Genomic DNA, 23,903 nt, shown 5'->3' with positions numbered 1-23,903 from the left:
TCATCTTGCCCGCATCAATCCTGCCGCATCAATCGTCGGCAGGGTCATCCTTGTTGGGACAGGCGCGGATCGTCGATCGCGCCAGCTTCGCATCGGCAAGCGTCTTGTAGGGACCGTCGGCGAACCAGATATCGCCGTCCACGACCGGATTACTGGTGACGATGGCGCATCGGTCGGTCGCGCGGTTGCCGACCACCCAGAACAGATCTTCCGCCGAACTTGGCGTCGTGACCAGGACGGTCAGGCTCGCGGCCAGCACCCAACGGTTCATCGCAACAGGCTCCTGCCCCATTCATGGCAGCCGATCGCGAGTTAAGAACGACCGCTCCGACGGGCAAGGCCGCCGCAGCAATCATGGTAAATCGAGCGTGAATTCGCTGACGATGTCGCTGCGAATGCAGTGCGCCTTCGGGATTGCCGCACTAGATGTCGCGCCCCTCGACCTTCTCGCTCAGCGTCTTGACGAGCTCCGGCACCTTCTCCAGGTGCGGATTGATCTCCAGCGCTTTGCGGAAGGCGTCGAGCGCGCGCTTATCGTCGCCGAGATCCTGCATGATCATGCCGAGCCCGGCCAACGCGCCGAAGTGCCGGGGCTCTCGGATCAGAACCTGCTGAATGTCGGCGAGGGAATGCGCGTAATCGTTCTGCAGATAATACAGCGTCGCGCGGCGATTCCAGGCCTCGACATAATCCGGGCGCAGCTTGATCACCGCGTCCAGCAGCTTGCGAGCCACCTCGGTCTGATGCCCGTCCAGGGCGGCCTTGGACCGCGACATCAGCAGCGCGACCGTGTCGCTCGGTGTCTGCAGCCAGGTCGCCCAGATTCGCGCCTCGACATGGCGGGCGCTTACCTCATCCGGCGCGGCCTTCAGCGCTCCGAAGAGAAAATCGAGGCCGCGCGTCTTGTCGGCGCCGACCCTGGGCAGCTTCGCCGGAGCTTCCGGCAGCTTGGGCTTGGGCTTGGGCTTGGCGTGCGGATTGTCCTGCGCGCAGGCAAGGGAGGATGTCGCAGCGAAAAGCGCGGCGAGCAGGATCGCGCGGAAAGATCTCAGTGTCATTGCCGAAGTGTAGATGCTCTCAACCGACCTTGCAAAGCAAGGTCCGTCTCAAACACCCGTGAGCAGCACTTCGGCGGCGCAGAGCCGGCAATCAGCCCTGGCGGGCCTTGAAACGGCGCTGCACCTTGTTGATGACGTAGACGCGGCCCTTGCGACGGACAAGGCGATTGGCGCGATGGCGGCCACGCAGCGATTTCAGCGAGTTACGGACCTTCATGGGACGTCCTGATGCTTCGAAAGGCCGTGTTGAACAGGCCGAAAGTGGCAAAAACGAATTCTTTCCCGCTGGCGGCCGTGCCGCCCGAGACGACCGGTTCTTAACCACCGTCCGGCCCGATGTCAACCAAATGGGCCACTTGCCGTGGCGGGAACCTTCGCCATTTGTCGGGACCGGATTGAACGGCAGCGCGTTTCCGTCCGAATTCACACGCGCCAGACGGCTCCGCTCACGATCAGGCTGGAGACGGCGCGGCCACAGCCCTGCTCCGGCAAGTGCAGGGAAACGGCGCGAGTCCTGCTTGCCAAATTTGTTATATCATATAATCAATTTTCCAACGCCTAAAGAAGCAATCCAGGAACGCCCATGCCCAAGCTCGCTCTGCCGAAGATCGACGACGTCGTCGCCATCGACATCCACACCCATGCCGAGGAGCCTTGCGGCATGCATCCCGACGACGGCTATGACGACTTCCAGGCGCAGATGGCTGACTACTTCAAGTCCCCGCACAAGCATCCGCCGACCGTGCCGGAGACTGCTGCCTATTATCGTTCGAAGAACATCGCCGCCGTGATCTTCCCGGTCGATGCCGAGCGCGAGACCGGCTTCCGCCGCTACAACAATTACGAGATGCTCGAGGTCGCCTCAGATCATCTCGATGTGCTGATTCCCTTCGTCAGCATCGATCCGCACAAGGGCAAACTCGGCGTGCGCGAGGCGCGGAAGCTCATGGAAGAGTACGGCGTCCGCGGCTTCAAATTCCATCCGACCATGCAGGGCTTCTACGCCAATGATCAGCTGGCCTATCCGCTTTATGAAGCGATCAATGACGGCGGCGCCATCGCACTGTTCCACACCGGCCAGACCGGCGTCGGCTCGGGCATGCCCGGCGGCATGGGCATGCGGCTGAAATATTCCAATCCCATGTATATGGACGACGTCGCGGCCGACTTCCCCGACCTCAAGATCATTCTCGCCCACCCCTCATTTCCCTGGCAGGAAGAGGCGCTGTCGGTCGCAACCCACAAGCCGAACGTCTATATCGACCTCTCCGGCTGGTCGCCGAAATATTTCCCGCCGATCCTGGTCCGCTACATCAACTCGATTCTGCAGGACAAGATGCTGTTCGGCTCGGACTGGCCGGTGATCACGCCGGATCGTTGGCTCGCCGATTTTGCCAAGCTCGACATCCGCGACGAGATCCGGCCGAAGGTGTTGAAGGCGAACGCCCGCAAGCTGCTGGGCATCTGATCGGCTCACGTTTCAAAGCAAACGTGATCCGGTCCCCGGTCTCCTGTGCGGCGTTGACATGATACGGTCGAGCGCGGCGGAACGCCGCGCTCATGCTGTCGGGAGAGTGCCGTGCCGATCAAAGCCGTGGTGTTCGATGCCTATGGCACGCTGTACGACGTGCAGTCTGTCGCCGCCGTGACTGAACAGGCGTTTCCCGCCCGCGGCGATCTGATCACGCAGTTGTGGCGCATCAAGCAGCTCGAATATAGCTGGCTGCGCTCCCTGATGGGCCGCTACGAAGATTTTGCCACGGTCACTCGCGACTCGCTCGCCTACACCTTGCGGGTGCTCGGCCTCACGGCTGATGCCGCCGCCTTCGAACGCATCATGGCGAAGTATCTGCATCTCGATCTTTATCCGGATGCGCTGGCGGCGCTCGCCGCGATGAAGGACCGTAAGCTCGCCATTCTGTCGAACGGCAGCCCCGCCATGCTGAACGCGCTGGTTCGGAACAGCGGTCTTGAGCCGGTGCTCGACGCCACGATCAGCGTCGATATGGCCAAGATCTTCAAGCCGAACCCACAAGCCTATGCGCTGGTCGAGCCGGCGCTCGGCATCGGTCCCGCCGAGGTGCTGTTCGTCTCCTCCAATCCCTGGGACGCCTGCGGGGCCAAGGCATTCGGCATGAACGTGGCATGGATCGAGCGCGTCACTCCCGAATCGATGGCAGCGGCCTGCGCCAACAGCGTATCCCTACCGCCGCTGACCATGTTCAAGGCGTTGCGGACGCAGATGGACGAGTTGGGTTTTGCGCCAGACTATCGTATTGCTGCTTTGTCCGAATTGCCCGAGATCGTCACCTCAGCATGAGCCTAGAATCCGTCCGCGCCTTCTTCGCCGAAAAAGCCCCCGACATCGACGTCCTCGTCTCCAGCCAGAGCTCGGCCACGGTCGCGCTCGCGGCAGAAGCCTATGGCGTTGAGCCGGCCCGTATCGCCAAGACGCTGAGCCTGCGGGTCGGCGAGCGCGTCATCCTGATCGTCGCGGCCGGCACCTCGCGCATGGACAACAAGAAGGTGAAAGCGCTGTTTGGCGGCAAACCGAAGATGCTCGGGCTTGACGAGGTCGCCGAGATCACAGGGCATGAGGTCGGCGGCGTTTGCCCGTTCGGGCTGAAGGCACCGCTGCCAGTGTATTGCGACCTCTCGCTGAAGGCGTTCGACATCGTCGTTCCCGCGGCAGGCTCCACCCACAGCGCGGTCAAGATCACACCCGCACGCCTGTCCGAATTGACCGGAGCCGAATGGGTCGACGTATGCGAATCCAAGGATTGATGACGTGAGCAAAACCGAGGAACGATAGGGAGCGCCCGAAGGGCTCACTCCTCGTCATCGGCGTCATAAGTCCGCCGCTGCGCCGGATAGGCTCGGGGCGACGCCGGCCGATGCTGTACGACGCGCCGCGCCGAATGCTGCTGAACCTGTGCCGTGCTCGGCTCAAAGACGGCGCGACATGGCCCCGACAACTGCGGCGTGTTCTGTTTCAGGCATGCGACGATGCTGTCGCGATCCGGAATATACGCGCTGCAGAGCCGCCATACATCCGGCGTGCAGGCCATCTGTTGATCCATCGTGCCGCGGTTGTCCTCGGCGAGGGCGGCACCAGCAGCGAACATCGGAGCCAGTACGATCATCATGTGCTGCAGGCGCATGCCTAAGTCCCTTTCGTCCAAATTAACGGCCCGGCCCCGCCGCTCTGCCAATGAACGGAACATTCAAAGGTTCGGTCCAGACAAACAGACGTGATCAGAACACCGCCGAGGCGACATGCGGCAGCGATTGTTCCCTGGGCAGCCACTACGGAACTCGCCCTGGTGTCCCGCGTTAGAGGTTCCGTTAAAGCTCATTATCGCAAACGACCTCTTTCAGCCGGATGACCACGACCTTTCAGCCTCTCCCGCGCGTTCTTCCGCGCGCTAACACGGGAATTCCGGGCCTCGACGACGTGCTCGTAGGCGGGCTGGCTCGCAATCGCCTTCATCTGCTGGAAGGAATCCCAGGTACGGGAAAGACCACCATCGCACTGAGATTCCTGCTAGCGGGCGCCGAGGCTGGTGAGAGCGGGCTCTATGTGAGCTTGGCGGAAACCGAGGAAGAACTTCGTGACGGCGCGGCATCGCATGGTTGGCGGATCGGAAATCACATCAAGATCTGCGAGCTCGTGCCGCCCGAAAGCATTCTCGACGCGAGCCAGCATCAGAGCCTGCTGTATTCGTCGGATCTCGAACTCGGCGAAACCGTAGAACGCATTTTCGAAGCGATCGAAAAGCGCCGGCCGCAGCGCATCGTCATCGACAGCTTGTCCGAGATCCGCCTTCTGGCGCAAAGCTCGCTGCGCTACCGCCGTCAGATCCTGGCCCTGAAGCACTATTTCGCGCGGAACAAATCCACCGTCATCACGCTGGACGATCTCACGACCGAAAGCACCGACCGTGCCGTTCACAGCATCGCCCATAGTGTGATCCACCTCGATCAGCTCGCGCCGACTTACGGCGCCGATCGCAGGCGGCTGCGTGTCGCAAAATGTCGCGGCCAGAGTTTTCGCGGCGGCTATCATGACTTCACCATCGCTCATGGCGGCGTGCAGGTGCTTCCGCGCCTGGTTGCGGCCGAGCATCGCCACGGATTTGCCGGCTCGCTCATCGGAAGCGGCATCACGCAACTCGACGATCTCTTGGGCGGCGGCATCACCGGCGGCTCCAGTACTCTGATTATCGGTCCGGCGGGCACCGGCAAATCGCTGCTCTCGCTGCAATTCCTCGCCAGCTCCGTTCGCCGCGGCGAGCGCGCGGGCCTGTTCGTCTTCGATGAAGAGCTTGGGCTTCTGATATCGCGCGCCAAGAGCCTCGGCATCGACATCGAGGCGATGCGCAATGCCGGGGGCCTCGTCGTCGAGCAGATGGATGCCGCTGAAATGTCCCCCGGCGAATTCACCCACCGGGTCCGACGCAGCGTCGATCAGGAGAACATCAAGACGGTCGCCATCGACAGCCTCAATGGCTATCAGGCCGCAATGCCGGAGGAGCAATTCCTTATCCTGCACCTGCACGAACTGCTGCAATATCTCAACCGCCGCGGTGCCGCCACGCTGCTCACCGTCGCTCAGCACGGCATGATCGGCGAAATGAGGCAGCCGGTCGACGTCACTTATCTCGCCGATACCGTGATCATGCTGCGCTATTTCGAAGCGCGTGGTCGGGTGCGCCGCGCCATCTCGGTGATCAAGAAGCGCACGGGCGCTCATGAGGACACGATTAGAGAACTGATGATCAACGGTGGCGGCATCAAGATCGGCGAACCGCTCGTCGACTTCCAAGGCGTACTGCGCGGGATTCCGACCTATGTCGGAGGCGCCGCGCCGCTGATGGAAACACCGTGAACAGGTCCGACAGCATCGAACCGGCTGAGCGAACGCTGATCCTGGCGCCACGCGGAAGGGATGCCAAGCTCGCGCAGAGCATCCTGCAGGAAGCGGATATCAGCGCGCAGATCTGCGGCTCCCTCCAGGAGCTCCTTGGCGGAATTGCCCGAGGCTGCGAGCTTGCGATCGTGACGGAGGAGGCATTCCGCGGCATCGACATTCGCCCACTCGTCGACTGGGTCAGCCGCCAGCCGGCCTGGTCGGATTTTCCTTTCATCGTGCTCACCGAACACGGCGGCGGCGTCGAGCGAAATCCGACCGCCGCGCAGCTCACAGAAGCACTCGGCAGCGTGAGCTTTCTCGAGCGCCCGTTTCATCCGACTACCCTGATCAGCGTCGTCCGCACCCATCTGCGCGGACGCAGACGACAATATGAGTGCCGCAGACTCAACGAAGAGCTCGAGGAACGGGTGCAGGAGCGGACCAGGGAACTCGGCGCAGCCAATCGGCAGCTGCTAGCGCAGATGGAGGAACGCGAGCGGGTCGAAAGCGCGCTCAGCCAGATGCAGCGGCTCGAGGCGATCGGTCAGCTGACCTCCGGCGTTGCGCATGATTTCAACAATCTGCTCACCGTCGTGCTCGGCAATATCGCCTTCATGGAAAGGGATTTCGCCGCCCGCGGCATCGACGGCAAGCTGTCGCAGCGGCTCCAATTCATGCGCGCGGCGGCCGAGCGCGGCGCCAAGCTGACGGACCTGCTCCTGTCGTTCTCGCGCCGCCAGCGGCTCGAGCCGAAGGTGCTCGACCTCAATCACACCATTGCCAATATGCACGATCTCCTGCACAGCACGATCGGCGGCAGCGTCCAGATCGAAACGTCGCTTGCCGACGGGCTCTGGCACGCCCTTGTCGATCCCACGCAGCTCGAGCTCGCCGTACTTAACCTCGCGATCAATGCGCGCGATGCCATGGGCGTCGGCGGCCGACTGACGGTATCGACGAACAACGCGACGTTGGGAGAGCCGGCTTCGGCGGAAGAGCCGGCAGCCGGTGACTATGTCGAGATCTGCGTATCGGACAGCGGCTCCGGCATGAGTCCGAGCGTGCGTGCGCGCGTGTTCGAGCCGTTCTTCACCACCAAGGAAATCGGCAAGGGCTCGGGCCTCGGCCTCAGCCAGGTGCTTGGTTTTGCCAAACAGTCAAATGGCGGAGTCCGCATCGACACCGTCGAGGGTCGCGGCACCTCGATCCGCATATTCGTGCCGTGCTCGGACTTGGCCGAAGATCGCGCCGAGACCGCCGAGCCCTATGACGGTGGAGCTCCCAGGATGCCGGCACGTATCTTGATAGTCGATGACGACGACGCCGTGCGTCAGATCGCCGCCGACATCTTGCGCGACCGTTGCTATGATGTCGTCGAGGTTGGCAGCGCCGGCGCTGCCTTCGACGTGTTGCAGTCGCAGACCGATATCGACCTTTTGCTGCTCGACTTCGCGATGCCCGGCATGAGCGGCGCCGAGGTGGCGCAGCGGATCCGCACCCGTTATCCGAAACTCCCTATCCTGTTCGTGACGGGCTACGCCGACCGCACAACGCTCGCCGGCATCAACGAGGCCCAAACCATCGGCAAGCCATTCCGCAGTGATGACCTCTGTACGAAGATCGCATCGGCATTGAACCGAGACGCGAGAGGCATCGCGCAGCAAACGGCATAGCAAACCCTCAGCCTGTGCGCTTGCGATCCTTCGCGAGTTGTTTGACCAGAAAATCGGCCAACGCTTCGACGCGGGCGGGGCGCGGCCCACCGGGCGGCATGACCAGATGCATGGCGCCTTCCGGCTGTTTCCAGCCTTTCAAGATCACTTCGACCTGGCCGGACGCGATGGCATCTCCGACGATGAACTCCGGCAGATCCGCGATGCCGAGCCCCGCAATCACCGCAGGCAGGACCGCTTCGCCATTGTTGACCCGCAACTGACCGGCGGGGCGGACGCTCGCCTGCTCGCCGGCCGCATTGGTGTAGTGCCAGACGCCGGCGGTCGCGAGATAGGCATAGCCAAAGCATTTGTGCTCGGCGAGATGCATCGGATGCGTCGGCCGGCCGTAACGCTTCAGATAGGACGGCGCCGCCACCGTGTAGCGCGGAATCGCACAGAGCCGGCGCGCAATCAGCGAGGAGTCCGGCAGTCGGGCGATCCGCAGCGCCAGATCAAAGCCTTCACCGATCAGATCGACCGTGGCATCACTGAGATGCAGATCGATCGCGACTTCCGGGTACTGCTCCAAGAAGCTGGGTAGGAGTGGCGCGATCTTCTTGACGCCGAAGGTCATCGGCACTGCGAACCGTACCAGCCCACGAGGTACCACGGACTGGGCGAGCGCTTCGGTCTCGGCCTCCTCACCGTCCGCAAGCAGCCTGATCGCGCGCTCCGACAGCCGCTGCCCGGCGTCAGTGAGGGCGAGACGGCGCGAGGTGCGGTTGAACAGCCGCGTGCCGAGCCGCTCCTCGAGCCGGCTCACCGCCTTGGAAACGGTGGCCTTCGAGAGCGTCAGTTCCTGCGCGGCGCCAGCAAAGGAGCGCTGCTCGACCACCTTGGCGAAGATCGCCATCGCTTCGAAATCGGGGAGTTTTGCCATCGGACCATTGGTACGTTTTTAGAAACAATACGTTTCAACAGTTTCTATTTCTATATCACGGGGAACTGCATATCCAAAGGCCAACAGCGCGGACCAAAGCATCTTTCGCCGGAGGTCTCGCGTTCAGATCACAAGGAGCAGTTCGATGATTGAACTCAGGCCATTTTCGAAGCTGGGCGGCGCCGACCACGGCTGGCTGAAGGCCAAACATCATTTCTCGTTCGCCAGCTACTATGACCCCAACAACATGGGCCATGGCGCGCTCAGGGTGTGGAACGACGACGAAATCGCGCCCAACACCGGCTTTCCGGCGCATCCGCATTCCAACATGGAGATCATCACTTACGTCCGCGAAGGGGCGATCACCCACCAGGACAGCCTGGGCAACAAGGGCCGCACCGAGGCCGGCGACGTCCAGGTCATGAGCGCGGGCAGCGGCATCCGGCATTCCGAGTACAATCTGGAGCCGACCACGACCCGGATCTTCCAGATCTGGATCGAACCGACCACGGACGGCGGCCAGCCGACCTGGGGCGCCAAGCCGTTCCCGAAGGCGGACCGTTCCGGCAAGCTCGTGACGCTCGCCAGCGGCTTCGCCGAGGACAGCGATGCGCTGCCGATCCGGGCCCAGGCGCGCGTGCTTGGCACCACTTTGAAGGCTGGCGAGTCCGCCGAATATGCCGCCGACACCTCGCACCATCTCTATCTGGTGCCGGCGGCCGGCAGCCTCGAGGTCAACGGCGTCCGGGTGAATGCCCGCGACGGTGCAGCGATCCGGAACGAAGCCACGCTGAAGATCACCGCGCTGGAAGATTCCGAGCTGGTGCTGGTCGACGCCGCCTGAGCCACGCTCCCCGACACGGCCGGAGGTCCGGCCGTGTCCCCTTCTTTTTTCCCTGACCGTTCAAGCCTACGGAGCACTTCAATGACCAAGGTCCTCGTCCTCTATTATTCCGCCTACGGCCACATCGAAGCGATGGCCAAGGCGGTGGCGGAAGGCGCCCGCGAAGCCGGCGCGACCGTCGACATCAAGCGCGTACCGGAGCTGGTGCCGGACGAGATCGCCAAGGCCTCGCACTACAAGCTCGACCAGGCCGCGCCGGTCGCCAAGGTCGAGGAGCTCGCCGATTATGACGCGATCATCGTCGGCGTCGGCACCCGCTTCGGCCGCATGGCTTCGCAGATGGCGAACTTCCTCGATCAGGCCGGCGGCCTCTGGGCCAAAGGCGCGCTCAACGGCAAAGTCGGCGGCGCCTTCACCTCGACCGCGACCCAGCATGGCGGGCAGGAGATGACGCTGTTCTCGATCATCACCAACCTGCTGCACTTCGGCATGACCGTGGTCGGGCTCAACTACGGCTTTGCCGGCCAAATGAAGCTCGACGAGATCACCGGCGGCTCGCCCTATGGCGCCACCACGATCACCGGCGGCGACGGCAGCCGGCTGCCGAGCGAGAACGAGCTGGCCGGCGCGCGCTATCAGGGACGCGTGATCGCGGAGACGGCCAAGAAACTCCACGGCTGAGATTCACGGCTGAGATTCACGGCTGACTGCATGGCAGATGCGATGCGGTCGGCACTTCTCCAAGAGATGTGCCGACCCATCTCTCACGTCGCGGGAAGGAGATCGCGATGCTTGATCTATTGATGTTCGCGCAACTGGCGCGCAATCCGCTGCAGGTGATGGCGCGCCGTTGGTATTGCAAGAGCCTGTACCGCGCCACGCGCGGACAACGCCGCTGTGCGGAATGCGCGCGCGCATAGCGCGCGCCTGTCCCGCTTACACCGCCGTCGAGCGGGCAAACTCGATATAGATCTCGCGCAAGCGCGCGGCCATCGGCCCCGGCCTGCCCTCGCCCACCGGCTTGCCGTCGATCGAGATCACCGGCTGCACGAACGAGCTCGCGCTGGTGATGAAGGCCTCCTTGGCAACAAGCGCTTCCGCGACCGTGAACGGTCGCTCCTCGACCTTAAGCTGACGCTCCTCGGCGAGCGCGACCACCGCTTTGCGGGTGCAACCCGGCAGGATCGCGTTGGAATTCGGCCGCGTCACGATGACGTCGTCCCGGGTCAGGATGAAAGCAGACGACGAGCCGCCCTCGGTGACAAAGCCGTCCTCGATCATCCAGGCTTCACCCGCCCCGGCGGCAGCCGCCGCCTGCTTCGCCAGCACCTGTGCGAGCAGCGCCACGCTCTTGATGTCGCGGCGTTCCCAGCGGATGTCGGGCACGGTGATGACCCCGATGCCGGCCTTGGCCGAAGGCGCGTTGACGATGTCCTTGGCGGTTACGAACATGACCAGCGTCGAGGACACCTCGCCCTTCGGGAAGGCGAAGTCGCGGCCCGTGTCCGCGCCGCGCGTCACCTGCAGATAGACCATACCGTTGTCGAGCTGGTTGCGCGCGACCAGCTCCTTCTGCAGCGCCTCGATCCGGGCGATGCTTTCAGGGAGCGCAAGCTGGATCTCGCCGACCGAGCGCTCCAGCCGGGCGAGATGAGAAGCGCTGTCGACCAGCTTGCCCTCGAGCACCGCGGCAACCTCGTAGATGCCGTCGGCGAACAGGAAGCCGCGGTCCAGCACCGAGACTTTCGCCTCGGACAGCGGGATGAACGAGCCGTTGACGTAAGCGATCGGGTCCAAGTTCTTTCTCCTAACTTCGAGATTCCGGGCTCGCTCGCGCCGCGAGCGCCCCGGAATGACGTGCCTGTCAATGCGACAAGATCTTCGACAGGAATTTTTGCGCCCGCTCGCTGCGCGGTTTGCCGAAGAAATCCTCTTTCTGCGCGTCCTCGACGATCTCGCCCTGGTCCATGAATATCACGCGGTTGGCGACCTTGCGGGCAAAACCCATCTCATGGGTGACCACCATCATGGTCATACCTTCGCGGGCGAGGTCGACCATCACGTCCAAGACCTCGCTGATCATCTCCGGATCGAGCGCCGAGGTCGGCTCGTCGAACAGCATCGCGATCGGGTCCATCGCAAGCGCGCGCGCGATGGCGACGCGCTGCTGCTGGCCGCCCGACAGCTGCGCCGGGAACTTCTGCGCATGCTCCTTCAAGCCCACGCGCTCCAGCAGCTTCATCGCCTTGGCTGCCGCCGCCTCATGACCGCGCCCCAGCACCTTCTCCTGCGCAAGGCACAAATTATCGATGATCTTCAGGTGCGGAAACAGCTCGAAGTGCTGGAACACCATGCCGACCCGCGCGCGCAGCTTCGGCAGATTGGTCTTGGGATCATTGACCCTGATGCCATCGACCGTGATCTCGCCGTCCTGGAACGGCTCCAGCGCGTTGACGCATTTGATCAGGGTCGACTTGCCCGAGCCCGACGGGCCACAGACCACCACGACCTCGCCCTTGGCGACGGAGGTGGTGCAGTCCTTGAGAACCTGGAAGGCCGGGCTGTACCATTTGTTGACGTGGCTGATCTCGATCATGGAACGTTCGTCGCCTGCTTCAACGAAGACGGTGCGCTCCCTCTCCCGTTGGAAGAGAGGTGGGGTGAGTGGTTCGGGTCTATCCGGGGAGCGTATCCCCTCACCCGGATCGCTGCGGGGCGATGCGCCGCATCGCCAGCGGCGATCCGACCTCTCCCCATGGGAGAGGTGAACGACCGCGTGTGTAACTGCTTGCTCATTCCGGCAACTACCTGATGATGGCGATGCGCGACTGCAGGCGGCGGACGCCGAAGGACGCGACACAAGAGATGGTGAAATAGACCAGGGCTGCGAACAGATACATCTCGACCAGCCGGCCGTCGCGCTGCGCGACCTTGGAGGCGGCACCGAGAAAATCCGGGATCGACAACACGTAGACCAGCGAGGTGTCCTGGAACAGCACGATGGTCTGGGTCAGCAGCACCGGCAGCATGTTGCGGAACGCCTGCGGCAGCACGACGTAGCGCATGGTCTGGCTGTAGGTCAGGCCGAGCGCCGAGGCCGCCGCCGGCTGTCCACGCGAGATCGACTGGATGCCGGCGCGCATGATTTCGGAGAAATAGGCCGCCTCGAACAGGATGAAGGTGATCAGCGACGAGGCGAAGGCGCCGACCTTGATCGGCTTGGAGGCGCCGGTCAGCCACTGCCCGATATAGGGGACCAGGAAGTAGAACCAGAAGATCACGAGGACCAGCGGCAGCGAACGCATGAAGTCGACGTAGAGCCCCGCCAGCCAACCGAGCATCCGGTAGCTGGAGAGCCGCATCAGCGCAATCAGCGTGCCGAAGACCAGCCCGCCGGCCGCCGAGAGCGCGGTCAGCGTCAGCGTGAAGGTCATGCCGTCGACGAAGAGATAAGCGAGCGAGCGGCGGATGACGTCGAAATCGAAATTGGCGAACATCTATTTCCCCGTGATGTAGCCGGGGATCGCGACGCTGCGCTCGATCAGGCGCATCGCGACGACGACGACGATATTGATGGCAAGGTACATCAGGGTCGCGGCGGTGAACGCCTCGAACACCTGAAACGAAAACTCCTGCATCGACCGCGCAGCTCCGGTCAATTCGATCAGGCCGATGGTGATCGCCACCGCGCTGTTCTTGACCGTGTTGAGAAATTCCGAGGTCAATGGCGGCAGGATGATGCGAAACGCCATCGGCAACAACACGTAGCGATAGGCCTGCGTGGTCGTCAGGCCAAGCGCGGTCGCTGCCATCTTCTGCCCGCGCGGCAGCGAGCCGATGCCGGCCGCGAGCTGCACGGCGACGCGCGCCGACATGAACAGGCCGATGCCGACCGCCGCCGTATAGAACGCCGCGTTCGGCAGCTGCTTCAGCCACAGGCCGGCCGCCTGCGGCAGCAGCTCCGGCAGCACGAAGAACCAGAGGAAGAGCTGCACCAGCAGCGGCATGTTGCGGAAGAATTCGACATAGAGGAAGCCGAACCAGCCGGCCGTCTTCGACGGCAGGGTGCGCAAGACGCCGACGATCGAGCCGCAGACCAGCGCAATCGCCCACGCCAGCAGCGAGGTCCAGATCGTCAGCTTCAACCCCGACAACAGCATGTCGAGATAGGTCCCGGCCCCGGTCGGGTCGGGCTCAAAGAAGATATGCCAGTTCCAGTGATAGTTCACGAGAAAGTCCTGAGAGGGATGACCTGAGCTACATCTTCGATTCGAGAGCTTCGGAAGCTGCCGTTGCGCATGCGGTATGCCCCCTCCCCCCTTGCGGGGGAGGGTTGGGGTGGGGGGTAGCCCCAAGCAAGACTGCCGTTGGAGACCCCACCCCCAACCCCTCCCCGCAAGGGGGAGGGGAGCGCACCGACTTCGTGGCGACAAGCCCACGCAACGAATTACTTCACCTTGTACGAATCCGGATCCGGCGAGTCCGACGGCTTGGCGAATTCAGCCTTCAGCTCCGGCGAGATCGGCGTGTTCAGGCTCAATCCCTTCGGCGGGATCTTCTGCATGAACCACTTGTCGTAGAGCTTGGCGCCCTCACCGCTGGTGTAGATCGCAGCCGTCGCCGCATCGACCACCTTCTTGAACTGCGGATCGTCCTTGCGCAGCATGATGCCGTAAGGTTCCGGCTTGGAGAACGCGTCCGTCGAGATCGCATAGAGGCTCGGGTCCTTCGAGCCGGCCACGAGGCTTGCCAGCAGGATGTCGTCCATCACGAAGGCGACGGCGCGATCGGTCTCCACCATCAGGAAGGCCTCGGCGTGGTCCTTGGCCGGAATGATGGTGACGCCGAGATTGCGCGCGGCGTTCGCCTCGGTGAGCTGCTTGATGTTGGTGGTGCCGGCGGTCGACACCACGGTCTTGCCCTTCAGATCGTCGATCGACTTCAGGTTGCTCGACTTCTTGAAAACGTAGCGGCTCGCGGTCAGGAAGTGGGTGTTGGTGAAGGCGATCTGCTTCTGCCGCTCGGCATTGTTGGTGGTCGAGCCGCATTCGAGATCGATGGTGCCGTTGGCGAGCAGCGGAATGCGCGTCGACGACGTCACCGGATTGAGCTTGACCTCAAGCTTGTCGAGCTTCAGCTCCTTCTTGACGGCATCGACGATGCCGTAGCACAGGTCCATCGCGAAACCGACCGGCTTCTGATTGTCATCGAGATAGGAAAAGGGAATCGAGGAATCGCGGTAGCCGAGCGTGATCGCCCCGGTCTCCTTGATGCTCTTCAAGGTGCCCGTCAGCTCCTCGGCTTGCAGCCCGCTCGCGCATAGTGCGGCTGCAAAGGCAAAGCTCAAAACTCGTAACTGCTTCATTCGTCGTCTCCTCAGTCCGCCCAGCGCGGGGGATTCAAAGTCGGATGCTTGCATAAATCAGGCCGAAATCAAAATGGCCCCGCCCTCCTCCACAATCAGGCAGTGGCACCAAGCTTACGGATGGTAAACAGCGATGCCAGGCTGAGCAGCGCTATTAGGCTTAAGTAGTAACCCGGCGCCATGTCGCCGATGAAGGCGACAGTGCCGAGCGCCGTCATGATCGCCGGCCCCATGCCACCGAAGATCGTGACTCCGATGTTGTAGCCGAGACCAAGCCCGGTAGCCCGGGTCTCGGCGGGCAACAGCTCTGCCATCAAGGCCGCGAGCGGACCATAATAGAGTGCCTTCAATGTCGCGACGACGAAGACCGCAGCGATGATCACGGCCGGCGTCGGGTAATTGGTCAGGACGTAGAAGGCCGGGTAGACCGTGATCAGCAGCAGCAGATTGACCGTGATCATGTGGGTGGTGCGGCCGATGCGGTCGGAAATCGCGCCCGCGACCGGCGTCAGCACCATGACCGCGAGGCTGCCGACCAGCGAGGCTGTGAAACCGACGGAAGCCGACAGGTTCAGCGTCTTCACCACGTAGGTCGGAATGTAGACGATCAGATAGTTGATCGCGGTGGACACCGCGAGCGCACCGATGCCGAGCAGCACCGCAAGCTTCTGGCGCAGGAACACGTCCTTGACCGGAGAACCATCCTTGCCGGCCGGCGGCGCACCGGCGTCTTCCATGTTGTTGCGGATATAGAGGCCGACCGGCCCGATCAGCACGCCGAAAAAGAACGGCAGACGCCAGCCCCAGGCCTGCAGGTCGGCAGGACTCATCGCTGAAGTCAGCAACGCGCCGAAGCCGGCGCCGAGCACGGCGCTCAAGCCTTGGCTGGCGAACTGCCAGCTGGCGATGAAGCCGCGCCGCTCCGGCATGTGCTCGACCAGAAACGCGGTCGAGCTGCCGAACTCGCCGCCGGCGGAAAAGCCCTGCACCAGGCGCGCCAGGATGACGAGCAGCGGCGCCAGCACACCGATGGTCTGATAGGTCGGCATCACCGCCACCGCGAGCGTCCCGAAGGTCATCATCACGATCGAGACCAGGAGCGACACCTTGCGGCCGTGGCGGTCCGCATAAGCGCCGAGCACGATGCCGCCGATCGGACGGATCAGATAAGACAGACCGAAGGTGCCGAAGGTCAGGAGCAAAGACGTGGTCGCGTCGTTGCTCGGGAAGAACGCCTTGGAGATGTAGACCGCGAAGAAGCCGTAGACGGCGATATCGAACCATTCCAGCGCATTGCCGACAGACGTCGCGATCACCTGCCTGGCAAAGCTCTTCTTGCGCTTGAGCTCCGAGGAAAGCGGGGCTGCGAGGGTCATCTGAGGTCCTTTATCGCTCGGCGTTTGGTCACAATGGCTTCTGCAGTTCGCCGAGATCCCAGAACAGGCCGGCCATGATGCCGAGCGCCTCTTCGGTAACGTCGAGCAGGATGTGCTCGTCCGGCGCATGCTGCGAGCAGCCGGGATAGGAGTGCGGCAGCCACATGGTCGGCATCTTCAGGATGTCAGCGAACACGTCGTTCGGCAGCGAGCCGCCGAAATTCGGCAGCACCGCGGGCGCCTTCCCGCTCGTCATCTTGACCGACTCCGCCGCCCATTTGATCCAGGGGCTGTCGAGATCGGCCCGCGAGGCCATGAAGCTTTGCGTGGTCGACACCTCGATCATCGGAAAGCCGTGCGCGACCAGATGCGCGCGGATCACCTCCGCAATGGTGTCGACCTTGGTGCCGACCACGAAGCGGAGCTGCAGCACGGCGCGGGCGCGGCCGGGAATCGCATTCGCGGGCTTGTCGATATTGCCGGAGGAGATCGCCAGCACCTCCAGCGTATTCCAGGCATAGAGCCGCTCGGCCGGCGACAGCCCATCCTCACCCCAGTTCTCCGACAGCTGCGGCTCGTCCGCGGTGGGCTCGACCTTGACGTCGGCCAGCGCGGCGCGGATCGCATTGGTCAGGCGCGGCGGCTTCAAGGCGTCCAGCTTGATGCGGCCCTGCCCGTCGACCAGCGTCGCAATCGCGTTCGCAAGGATGGTGGCGGGATTGGCCAGCACGCCGCCCCAATTGCCGGAGTGATTGCCGCCCTCGCGCAGGTTCACATCGAGATGGATGCGGACACCGCCGCGGCAACCGAGGAAGATGGTCGGACGCTCCGCCGACAGCCGCGGCCCATCGGAGCCGACGAACAGATCGGCCTTCAATTCGTCGCGCAGGAGATCGCAGACCTTGCCGAGATCCGGTGAGCCGGTCTCTTCTCCCATCTCAATGATGAACTTGGCGTTGAAGCCGAGCTTGCCGCCGCGCGTTTCCTTGACCGCGCGAAGCGCCGCGATGTTGATGCTGTGCTGGCCCTTGTTATCGGCGGTGCCGCGGCCATAGGCGCGGTTGCCGACGATGGTGATCTTCCAGGGATCGAGCCCGTCGCGCCACTCGCCGACCATGCCGTCGACGGTATCGCCGTGGCCGTAGCTCAGCACCGTCGGCGCGGTATCGCTCTCGTGATAACTGGCGATCAGGAACGGCGACCGGCCGCTCGGGGACTCCACGATGCGGGAGGTGAAGCCGAGCGCAGCCAGCGATGGAGTCAGCTCATCCTTCAGATAAGAGTAGAGTTCACCCTTGCGCTCGGCATTGAGGCTCTCGGTCCGATACGCCACCCGGCGGTCGAGTTCGGCAAGGAATTCGCCGGTCTTCAGATACTGGCGAGCACGGGTGATTGCATCATTCCTGGTCATGGCGCTTTTCCGGTCACGAATGGACGGCGCGTCTTATCGGGATCGTGACGGGAGCGGAAGAGACTCACGGCGGATTCTGTGGGGTCGAAGGCGGAATCCCGGATTTTGGAACTGCGCTGCGATTGCCTGAAGGCGCGAACCATCATGTGCCGTCTTCTCCGCTATCATCACCCGCGAAAGCGGATGATCCAGTATTCCAGAGACGGCAGTGTTCTCCCGATACGCATCGGCGTACTGGATACCCCGCATGCGCGGGGCATGACGACTGGATATGCATCATCATCCTCGCCACACGGTTCGTGCCCGAGCTTTGCCAATTCGTCGCCCTCCCGAGAGAGAGGGCGCAGGGAAGGCCAGGCGTCGGCTGACGCCTGCGGCCCGCCTGCGAAAAAAATGCAGGCGGCAGGTACCACAGGTGCAGCCGGAACGACCCGGCCTTCCCTGCGCGACGGTCTTCACGCTTATACGCAGTCTCCCTGGTGCGCCGGGCTTTCTGGCCACCATTGCCGCGCGAAGCGAAGCTTCGTCGCGACGGGACACCAGCATCGGGGTGTCAGGACGCTGCGATTTCACGTCCGCAAGAACATCGTTCGTCCGCATGCCAAAGAACATGCTGCGACATCCTGCGGCCATCGCATCTCGATCCAACGTTTCGTGACGATCGCGAAGCGCCCCTCATCGGGCCGAGATGCGGTGAAATGTGCCGGTGATTTGCCCGACACGGCAAGGCCGAGCAGCTGCGGCAGATTGGCACGACGGGCAGATCGGGCATGGCTTGCATGCACCGAATGCCCGCCGGGCAAGCCTGCGAGGACACTGGATCGCTCCAGGCGACGATCAGAACATGCCCTCGCGATCGGAGCGTTTCTTTCTCTTCGATCGCTGCCAGACCACGCCCGGAAACCCCTTCAGCGGGACCAGCGGCGCGCCGGTATAAGCCCAATCCGGCGCCTCCTCGATCGCGATGTGATAGAGCGGCTCGCGACCGGTACGCGAGGTGAACAGCGCGCGCGGGATGTTGATCATGTGCGACGAACGCGCGCGCTCGTAAAACAGCGGCGAGCCGCAACCGCTGCAGAAGCTGCGCGCGGTCTTGGTCGCTTCATCCTCGTAGCGCGAGATCGCATCCGCGCCTGCCGTGATGCGGAAGCGCTTGCGCCAGCTGCCGACATAGGTCGCATAGGCCGCGCCATGGGCGCGGCGGCTCGCCGACGAATGATCATGCCAGGCCCAGCGCGCCGGCACGTCGATTTCGAACGTGACGCGACCGCAGAGGCAGTGGCCGGAGGCGATTCCAGCGGAAGGGGATTTGGGCATGGGCTGCAAATCCATCTACAGCGTCATTCCGGGACATCGCGCAGCGATGGGCCCGGAATCCATAGCCACGATCGCGAGTATGGATTCCGGGCTCGCTCGCTTTGCGAACGCCCCGGAATGACGGAATTGAACTTGACGTGACGTCCTCACGCCTCCGCCATCGCGTCATACGCCGGATAATCCGTGTAGCCCTTCACATCGCCGCCATAGAAAGTCGGGCGGTGATAGGGCGTGAGCGGGAAGCCGTGGGCGAGACGGCGCGGCAGATCCGGGTTGGAAATGAAAGTGCGACCGAAAGCGATGGCATCGGCATGCCCTTCCGCGATCGCGGCATTGGCGGTGTCGCCGACGAAGCCGCCGGCCGCGATCAGGACGCCCTTCCAGATCGGCCGGAACAGCACCATGGCCGACGGTACGTTCTGCCAGTTCACGTCGGCCCGTCCGGCGCCGGAGGAACGCGGCTCCAGCAGATGCAAATAGGCAAGCCCGAGCGGATTGAGCGCCTCGACGACGTGGGTGTAGAGCGGCATCGGATCCGGCTCGCCGGACCCGTTGGCAATGCCATAGGGCGATAGCCGCACCCCGACGCGGTCGGCGCCGTAGACCTCGATCGCGGCCTGCGTGGCCTCAAGCAGGAAACGCGCGCGGTTCTCGATGGAGCCGCCGTAGCGATCGGTGCGCTGATTGCTGCGCGACTGCAGGAACTGCTCGATCAAGTAACCATTGGCACCGTGGATCTCGACGCCGTCGAACCCGGACTCCCTGGCGTTGCGCGCCGCCTGCCCATAGGCTGCGACGATGCCAACGATTTCGTCGGTCTCGAGCGCGCGCGGGGTCTCATAAGGAACGACCCTGCCGTCGGATGTCATCGCCTTGAGGTCGTCGCCGATCGCAATCGCCGACGGCGCGACCGGCAGCACGCCGCCGGGCTGGAATGACGAATGCGAGACGCGCCCGACGTGCCAGAGCTGCAGAAAGATGATGCCGCCCTTGGCGTGCACGGCATCGACCACCCGCTTCCAGCCCGCGATCTGCGCCTCGCTATAGATGCCCGGCACGTTCGGATTGCCGAAGCCGGTCGGCAGCACCGGCGAAGCCTCGGCGATGATGAGGCCGCCCGGAGTGGCACGCTGCGCGTAGTATTCGGCATTCAGCGCGCGCGGCGCGAGCGTCCCCGGCTCGGCGCGCATCCGCGTCAGCGGCGCCATGACCACACGGTGCTTCAGTTCATAAGGCCCAACCTTCAGCGGCGAAAACAGCGCAGGCAGCATCACTCCCCCAATTGTGTCGTTGATCCGGATTGTCCTCATCTTGTTCGCAAACGGGTGGAGTGGCAATGTTCCGGCGTCACCTCACCACGTCAGCCACCTGGCGTGTCTGGCACGGGACACTGGAAAGCATCGCCGCCATGCCGAAAACGAGCGCCCTTCCCTCTCTCAGCCTGCGCATCGACCTTGAGTCCGGAGACCGGATCGGACCGGGCAAGATCGCGCTCTTGGAGAATATCGGCCGGCACGGCTCGATCTCGGCCGCGGGCCGCGCCATGGACATGTCGTACAAGCGCGCCTGGGATCTCGTCGACGAGATAAACCGCGTCTGTCGCCAGCCGGTGGTCGAACGACAGGCCGGCGGCAAGAACGGCGGCGGCGCGGCGCTGACCCCGTTCGGGGAAACGCTGGTCGCGCGTTATCGCCGAATCGAACGCGAGGCGGCGAGCGCGGTGAAAAAGGAGCTCACCGCCTTGCGCAACGATATCGCGAAGCCGAAGAAGGGCGCGAAGTAGTTCGGTTGTGACGAATGTGCATTGAAGCCGCGGGGGCGGTGCGCTCCCCTCCCCCTTGCGGGGAGGGGTCGGGGGTGGCGGTCAACAAAGGCAGTCTTTCCTGCGTACCCCCCTCCCCCGCAAGGGGGGAGGGCGCGCACCACCGATGCCTTGAGAGCTTCACCAAATCTCGTCAGGCTCAAGCCGTCTTCACCCACACCGCCTTGACGTTGAGATATTCCTCGACGTGCTGCTTGCCTGACTCGCGGCCATAGCCGCTCATCTTGTAGCCGCCGAACGGCACCGCCGGATCCATCGCCTGATAGCAGTTGACCCAGACCGAGCCGGCGCGCAACGCCCTGGCGAGCTGGTGCGCCTTGCTGACATTGCTCGTCCACACCCCGGAGCCGAGGCCGAACATGGTGGCATTGGCACGCTTGATCAGGTCATCCATATCCTCGAACCGGATCGCGGAGATCACCGGGCCGAAGATCTCCTCCTGCGCGATGCGCATGGAGTCGGCGACATTGGCGAACACGGTCGGCTGCACGAAATAGCCCTTGGCGAGCGCCCCCTCGGTGAGACGTCCGCCGCCGGCGAGCGCACGCGCGCCCTCCTTCTGGCCGATCGCCAGATAATCCGAGACGCGGTCATATTGCTGCTGCGACACCAGCGGGCCGACCTGCACGTTCGGATCGAGGCCGTTGCCGACCTTGAGCTGCCTGCCATATTCGGCGACGCGGCCGACGAACTCGTCGTAGACCTTGCTCTCGACGAACAGCCGCGTGCCGGCGCTGCAGATCTGTCCGGAATTGGCGAACACCGCCATCGCCGCACCCGGCACCGCCGCATCGAGATCGGCATCCGCGAACACGATGTCCGGCGACTTGCCGCCGAGCTCGAGCGAGACGCGCTTGAGGTTGCCGGCCGAGGCGCGGATGATCGATTGGCCCGTGACGTGCGAGCCGGTGAAGGCGACCTTGTCGACATCCGGATGCGAGGCGAGCGCCGCGCCCGCCGTCTCGCCATAGCCCGGCACAACGTTGACCACTCCTGCGGGAATGCCGGCCTCCAGGCACAATTCGGCAAGCCGCAGCGAGGTCAGCGGCGCCTCCTCCGCCGGCTTCAGCACGACGGTGCAGCCGGTCGCGATCGCCGGCCCGATCTTCCAGATCGTCGCCGTCAGCGGCCCGTTCCAGGGAATGATGGCGCCGACCACGCCGACCGGCTCCTTCAGCGTGTAGGAGAAGATCTCGCCGGGCAGCGAGTTCTCGATGGTCTCGCCGTGGATCGCGGTGGCCTGGCCGGCGTAGTAACGCAACATGCCGAGCGCGCGGCCGCGATAGGCGCGGGTGCGGCTGAGCGGCGCGCCCATGTCGACGGTATCGAGCGCGGAGAGCTCGTCGAAATGCTTCTCCACGAGGTCGGCGAGCTTGAGCAGCAGCATCTGCCGCTCATAGGGCCTGACCTTGCTCCAGGGGCCCTCGAAGGCGCGGCGCGCCGCGGCGACCGCACGGTTGATGTCCTCGGCATCGCCCTCCGCCACGGTGGCCAGCAATTCGCCGGTCGCCGGATTGCGCGTCTCGAAGCGCTTGCCCGAGGCGGCATCGATCCACTGCCCGTCGATCAGCATCTTCTTGTAGGACCCGTCGGCGAAAGGATGGCGCGCGAGCGAAATGGCTTCGGTCACAGCCATGGTGTTTCTCCCTCGATCTCTGGTGGTTGCGATTTGCTGGAGCTCGGATTGCGGCAAAGCGCAATGCCGTTATGTCCGAAAATCTACAGCGAAGCCAACTCGCGGTAAAGTGAAGGCCGCGTTACGTCCGCGAAGACCACCCATGCCGACAGCGTGGATGATGACGCCACGGCTGTGGCATAAGTCGAGCCCAGCATCACGATCACAACCGCCGGGAGATCCACCGTGCCCCATCCTGCCCTGTCGCCCGATCACACTGCCGTCATCACCGGCGGCGCCTCCGGCATCGGCCTTGCCGCCGCAATGCGGCTCGCCGGCCTCGGCATGAAGGTCTGCATCGCCGATGTCGATGACAAGCGCCTCGAACAGGCCGCCACAAGACTGTCATCGATTGCAAAGCACGGGGCGGCCTCGGTGATGACGGCAAACGTCGACGTCAGCCGGCGCGAGAGCGTGGTCGAACTGGAGGAAGCGGTCCGGACGCGCTTCGGCGGCACCGACCTGCTCTTGAACAATGCCGGCATCCAGCCCGGCAGCAAGATGTTCGGCCCGCTCGACAACTGGCAGCGCATTCTCGGCGTCAACCTCTGGGGCATCATCAACGGCTCGCAGGTGTTCGCGCCCGGGATGATCGCGCGCGGCAAGCCGGCTCTCATCATCAACACCGGCTCCAAACAAGGCATCACCACGCCGCCGGGCGATCCCGCCTACAACGTCTCCAAGGCCGGCGTGAAGGCCTTTACCGAGGCTCTGCAGCACGAACTGCGCAACACGCCCGGTTGCCAGGTGTCGGCGCATCTGTTCATTCCGGGCTTCGTGTTCACGCCGCTGACCGCCAACGGCCGCATCGAGAAGCCGGCTGCCGCCTGGACGCCGGAACAGACGGTCGATTTCATGCTGGAGCGTGTCAACGCCGGCGACTTCTACATCCTTTGTCCCGATAACGACGTGCCGCGCGCGCTCGACGAGCGGCGCATCCTGTGGGCGGCCGGCGACATCGTCGAGAACCGCCCTCCTCTGTCGCGCTGGCACCCGGACTATGCGGATGCGTTCGCGGCGTTCGTGAGAGGGAAGTAGTCCATCCGTCGTCGCGACGAGCGCAACTTCCGGCGGAGCGAGCAGGATCAATTCGCTCGGATTGCGACCGGCTCCGGCTGCGCGACCAGCGCCTCGCCGAGTTCGCATTGCTGATCCCGTGGCATCGAGAAGCAGACCGAAAAACCATCGACGGTGCGGAAGGTCAGCATGCGCTGGGTCGGATCGGACGACTGCTCGACCGCCCATGACGCCAGCGGATAGGCATAGCGCAGCGACGCGTCGCCGAACCGCGTCTGCAGCGCCTTGTCGATCAGCCCAGGCAAGGTCATCGCCAGCGCGCCGACTTGGTTGAGCGACAATTTCAGCCTCGCCTCCTGCCCCTGCGCATCAAGGAATCCGAGAGAAATGGCGCCGCCGTCCTCGGACACAGTGCAGCAGGTCAGGGACTTGGGCTCGATCTCCATCGAGGTTCGTCTCCGGTCTCGTTATATATATAGAACTATATCGAAGCTTGGCCGCAAGTCCAGCC

General features: G+C 63.7%; 26 protein-coding genes. 10 read left to right on the top strand and 16 right to left on the bottom strand.

Annotation, left to right across the window (positions count from 1 at the left end):
• Positions 1 to 28 precede the first annotated feature (28 nt).
• The 3 genes from QX071_RS32805 to ykgO form a co-directional block, all read right to left on the bottom strand.
• A complete protein-coding gene (locus QX071_RS32805) occupies positions 29 to 271 on the bottom strand; it encodes a hypothetical protein (protein ID WP_315706611.1) in 243 nt (80 codons plus the stop codon).
• Between the two features lie 151 nt (positions 272 to 422).
• Positions 423 to 1,058, bottom strand: coding sequence for a tetratricopeptide repeat protein (locus tag QX071_RS32800; protein ID WP_315706610.1), 636 nt, complete (start codon positions 1,056 to 1,058; stop codon positions 423 to 425).
• A gap of 91 nt (positions 1,059 to 1,149) precedes the next feature.
• A complete protein-coding gene (ykgO, locus tag QX071_RS32795) occupies positions 1,150 to 1,275 on the bottom strand; it encodes a type B 50S ribosomal protein L36 (RefSeq protein ID WP_006611362.1) in 126 nt (41 codons plus the stop codon).
• 366 nt (positions 1,276 to 1,641) lie between these two features.
• Between ykgO and QX071_RS32790 the strand changes: the two genes are divergently transcribed.
• From QX071_RS32790 to QX071_RS32780, 3 genes are all read left to right on the top strand, one after another.
• Positions 1,642 to 2,526 carry an amidohydrolase family protein gene (locus QX071_RS32790; protein WP_315706609.1) on the top strand — a complete coding sequence of 295 codons (885 nt, stop codon included), beginning with the start codon at positions 1,642 to 1,644 and terminating at the stop codon, positions 2,524 to 2,526.
• Positions 2,527 to 2,637: 111 nt separating this feature from the next.
• The gene (locus QX071_RS32785; RefSeq protein ID WP_315706608.1) at positions 2,638 to 3,378 is read left to right on the top strand and encodes a haloacid dehalogenase type II; all 741 of its coding nucleotides are present in this window, start codon (positions 2,638 to 2,640) and stop codon (positions 3,376 to 3,378) included.
• Positions 3,375 to 3,842, top strand: a complete 468-nt coding sequence (locus QX071_RS32780) for a YbaK/EbsC family protein (protein WP_315706607.1) — start codon at positions 3,375 to 3,377, stop codon at positions 3,840 to 3,842. Before QX071_RS32785 ends, QX071_RS32780 begins: the two co-directional genes overlap by 4 nt.
• A 44-nt stretch (positions 3,843 to 3,886) precedes the next feature.
• Here QX071_RS32780 and QX071_RS32775 read toward each other — a convergent pair whose 3' ends face one another.
• Positions 3,887 to 4,219, bottom strand: coding sequence for a hypothetical protein (locus QX071_RS32775; protein ID WP_315706606.1), 333 nt, complete (start codon positions 4,217 to 4,219; stop codon positions 3,887 to 3,889).
• Between the two features lie 221 nt (positions 4,220 to 4,440).
• Between QX071_RS32775 and QX071_RS32770 the strand changes: the two genes are divergently transcribed.
• Both QX071_RS32770 and QX071_RS32765 read left to right on the top strand, forming a co-directional pair.
• Positions 4,441 to 5,946 carry an ATPase domain-containing protein gene (locus QX071_RS32770; RefSeq protein ID WP_315706605.1) on the top strand — a complete coding sequence of 502 codons (1,506 nt, stop codon included), beginning with the start codon at positions 4,441 to 4,443 and terminating at the stop codon, positions 5,944 to 5,946.
• On the top strand, positions 5,943 to 7,643 hold the full coding sequence (locus QX071_RS32765) for a response regulator (RefSeq protein ID WP_315706604.1): 1,701 nt from the start codon (positions 5,943 to 5,945) through the stop codon (positions 7,641 to 7,643). The genes QX071_RS32770 and QX071_RS32765 overlap by 4 nt, the downstream gene beginning before the upstream one ends.
• Before the next feature lie 7 nt (positions 7,644 to 7,650).
• Here QX071_RS32765 and QX071_RS32760 read toward each other — a convergent pair whose 3' ends face one another.
• The gene (locus QX071_RS32760) at positions 7,651 to 8,565 is read right to left on the bottom strand and encodes a LysR family transcriptional regulator (RefSeq protein ID WP_315706603.1); all 915 of its coding nucleotides are present in this window, start codon (positions 8,563 to 8,565) and stop codon (positions 7,651 to 7,653) included.
• Positions 8,566 to 8,710: 145 nt separating this feature from the next.
• Between QX071_RS32760 and QX071_RS32755 the strand changes: the two genes are divergently transcribed.
• The 3 genes from QX071_RS32755 (at position 8,711) to QX071_RS32745 (ending at position 10,329) form a co-directional block, all read left to right on the top strand.
• Positions 8,711 to 9,409, top strand: a complete 699-nt coding sequence (locus QX071_RS32755) for a pirin family protein (protein ID WP_315706602.1) — start codon at positions 8,711 to 8,713, stop codon at positions 9,407 to 9,409.
• 81 nt (positions 9,410 to 9,490) lie between these two features.
• Positions 9,491 to 10,090 carry an NAD(P)H:quinone oxidoreductase gene (gene wrbA, locus QX071_RS32750; RefSeq protein WP_315706601.1) on the top strand — a complete coding sequence of 200 codons (600 nt, stop codon included), beginning with the start codon at positions 9,491 to 9,493 and terminating at the stop codon, positions 10,088 to 10,090.
• Between the two features lie 107 nt (positions 10,091 to 10,197).
• A complete protein-coding gene (locus QX071_RS32745; protein ID WP_315706600.1) occupies positions 10,198 to 10,329 on the top strand; it encodes a hypothetical protein in 132 nt (43 codons plus the stop codon).
• A gap of 16 nt (positions 10,330 to 10,345) precedes the next feature.
• Here QX071_RS32745 and QX071_RS32740 read toward each other — a convergent pair whose 3' ends face one another.
• The 9 genes from QX071_RS32740 to QX071_RS32700 all read right to left on the bottom strand — a co-directional run bounded on the left by QX071_RS32740 (position 10,346) and on the right by QX071_RS32700 (position 20,149).
• Positions 10,346 to 11,206 (bottom strand): D-amino-acid transaminase, encoded by an 861-nt coding sequence (locus QX071_RS32740; protein WP_315706599.1) that lies wholly within the window; start codon positions 11,204 to 11,206, stop codon positions 10,346 to 10,348.
• Between the two features lie 67 nt (positions 11,207 to 11,273).
• On the bottom strand, positions 11,274 to 12,005 hold the full coding sequence (locus QX071_RS32735) for an amino acid ABC transporter ATP-binding protein (RefSeq protein WP_315706598.1): 732 nt from the start codon (positions 12,003 to 12,005) through the stop codon (positions 11,274 to 11,276).
• A 208-nt stretch (positions 12,006 to 12,213) separates the two neighbouring features.
• Positions 12,214 to 12,906: an amino acid ABC transporter permease gene (locus QX071_RS32730; RefSeq protein ID WP_315706597.1), complete on the bottom strand. Its 693-nt coding sequence runs from the start codon at positions 12,904 to 12,906 to the stop codon at positions 12,214 to 12,216.
• Positions 12,907 to 13,638 (bottom strand): amino acid ABC transporter permease, encoded by a 732-nt coding sequence (locus tag QX071_RS32725; protein ID WP_315706596.1) that lies wholly within the window; start codon positions 13,636 to 13,638, stop codon positions 12,907 to 12,909.
• A 218-nt stretch (positions 13,639 to 13,856) separates the two neighbouring features.
• Positions 13,857 to 14,774, bottom strand: a complete 918-nt coding sequence (locus QX071_RS32720) for an amino acid ABC transporter substrate-binding protein (protein ID WP_315706595.1) — start codon at positions 14,772 to 14,774, stop codon at positions 13,857 to 13,859.
• A 95-nt stretch (positions 14,775 to 14,869) separates the two neighbouring features.
• Entirely contained in the window at positions 14,870 to 16,150 is a 1,281-nt protein-coding gene (locus QX071_RS32715) for an MFS transporter (protein WP_315706594.1), read from the bottom strand.
• 28 nt (positions 16,151 to 16,178) lie between these two features.
• Entirely contained in the window at positions 16,179 to 17,561 is a 1,383-nt protein-coding gene (locus tag QX071_RS32710; RefSeq protein ID WP_315706593.1) for a M20 family metallopeptidase, read from the bottom strand.
• An 837-nt stretch (positions 17,562 to 18,398) separates the two neighbouring features.
• Positions 18,399 to 18,878, bottom strand: coding sequence for a GFA family protein (locus tag QX071_RS32705; protein ID WP_315706592.1), 480 nt, complete (start codon positions 18,876 to 18,878; stop codon positions 18,399 to 18,401).
• A 146-nt stretch (positions 18,879 to 19,024) separates the two neighbouring features.
• Positions 19,025 to 20,149 carry an alkene reductase gene (locus tag QX071_RS32700; RefSeq protein ID WP_315706591.1) on the bottom strand — a complete coding sequence of 375 codons (1,125 nt, stop codon included), beginning with the start codon at positions 20,147 to 20,149 and terminating at the stop codon, positions 19,025 to 19,027.
• A 137-nt stretch (positions 20,150 to 20,286) separates the two neighbouring features.
• Between QX071_RS32700 and QX071_RS32695 the strand changes: the two genes are divergently transcribed.
• A complete protein-coding gene (locus QX071_RS32695; protein WP_315706696.1) occupies positions 20,287 to 20,661 on the top strand; it encodes a LysR family transcriptional regulator in 375 nt (124 codons plus the stop codon).
• Between the two features lie 178 nt (positions 20,662 to 20,839).
• Here the strand turns inward: QX071_RS32695 and QX071_RS32690 are convergent, their stop codons facing one another.
• Entirely contained in the window at positions 20,840 to 22,336 is a 1,497-nt protein-coding gene (locus tag QX071_RS32690; protein ID WP_315706590.1) for an aldehyde dehydrogenase family protein, read from the bottom strand.
• Positions 22,337 to 22,561: 225 nt separating this feature from the next.
• On the opposite strand from QX071_RS32690, the gene QX071_RS32685 reads away from it, so the two are divergent.
• Positions 22,562 to 23,413: an SDR family NAD(P)-dependent oxidoreductase gene (locus QX071_RS32685; RefSeq protein ID WP_315706589.1), complete on the top strand. Its 852-nt coding sequence runs from the start codon at positions 22,562 to 22,564 to the stop codon at positions 23,411 to 23,413.
• A gap of 47 nt (positions 23,414 to 23,460) precedes the next feature.
• On the opposite strand, the gene QX071_RS32680 is transcribed toward QX071_RS32685, so the two are convergent.
• Positions 23,461 to 23,838, bottom strand: a complete 378-nt coding sequence (locus tag QX071_RS32680) for a hypothetical protein (protein ID WP_315706588.1) — start codon at positions 23,836 to 23,838, stop codon at positions 23,461 to 23,463.
• Between the last annotated feature and the right edge of the window lie 65 nt (positions 23,839 to 23,903).

Origin of the sequence: Bradyrhizobium sp. SZCCHNS1022, from assembly GCF_032484835.1 — a bacterium.
Taxonomy (GTDB): domain Bacteria; phylum Pseudomonadota; class Alphaproteobacteria; order Rhizobiales; family Xanthobacteraceae; genus Bradyrhizobium.
Note: the sequence above shows the minus strand (reverse complement) of the source record. Positions and strands in the feature narration are given on the sequence as shown.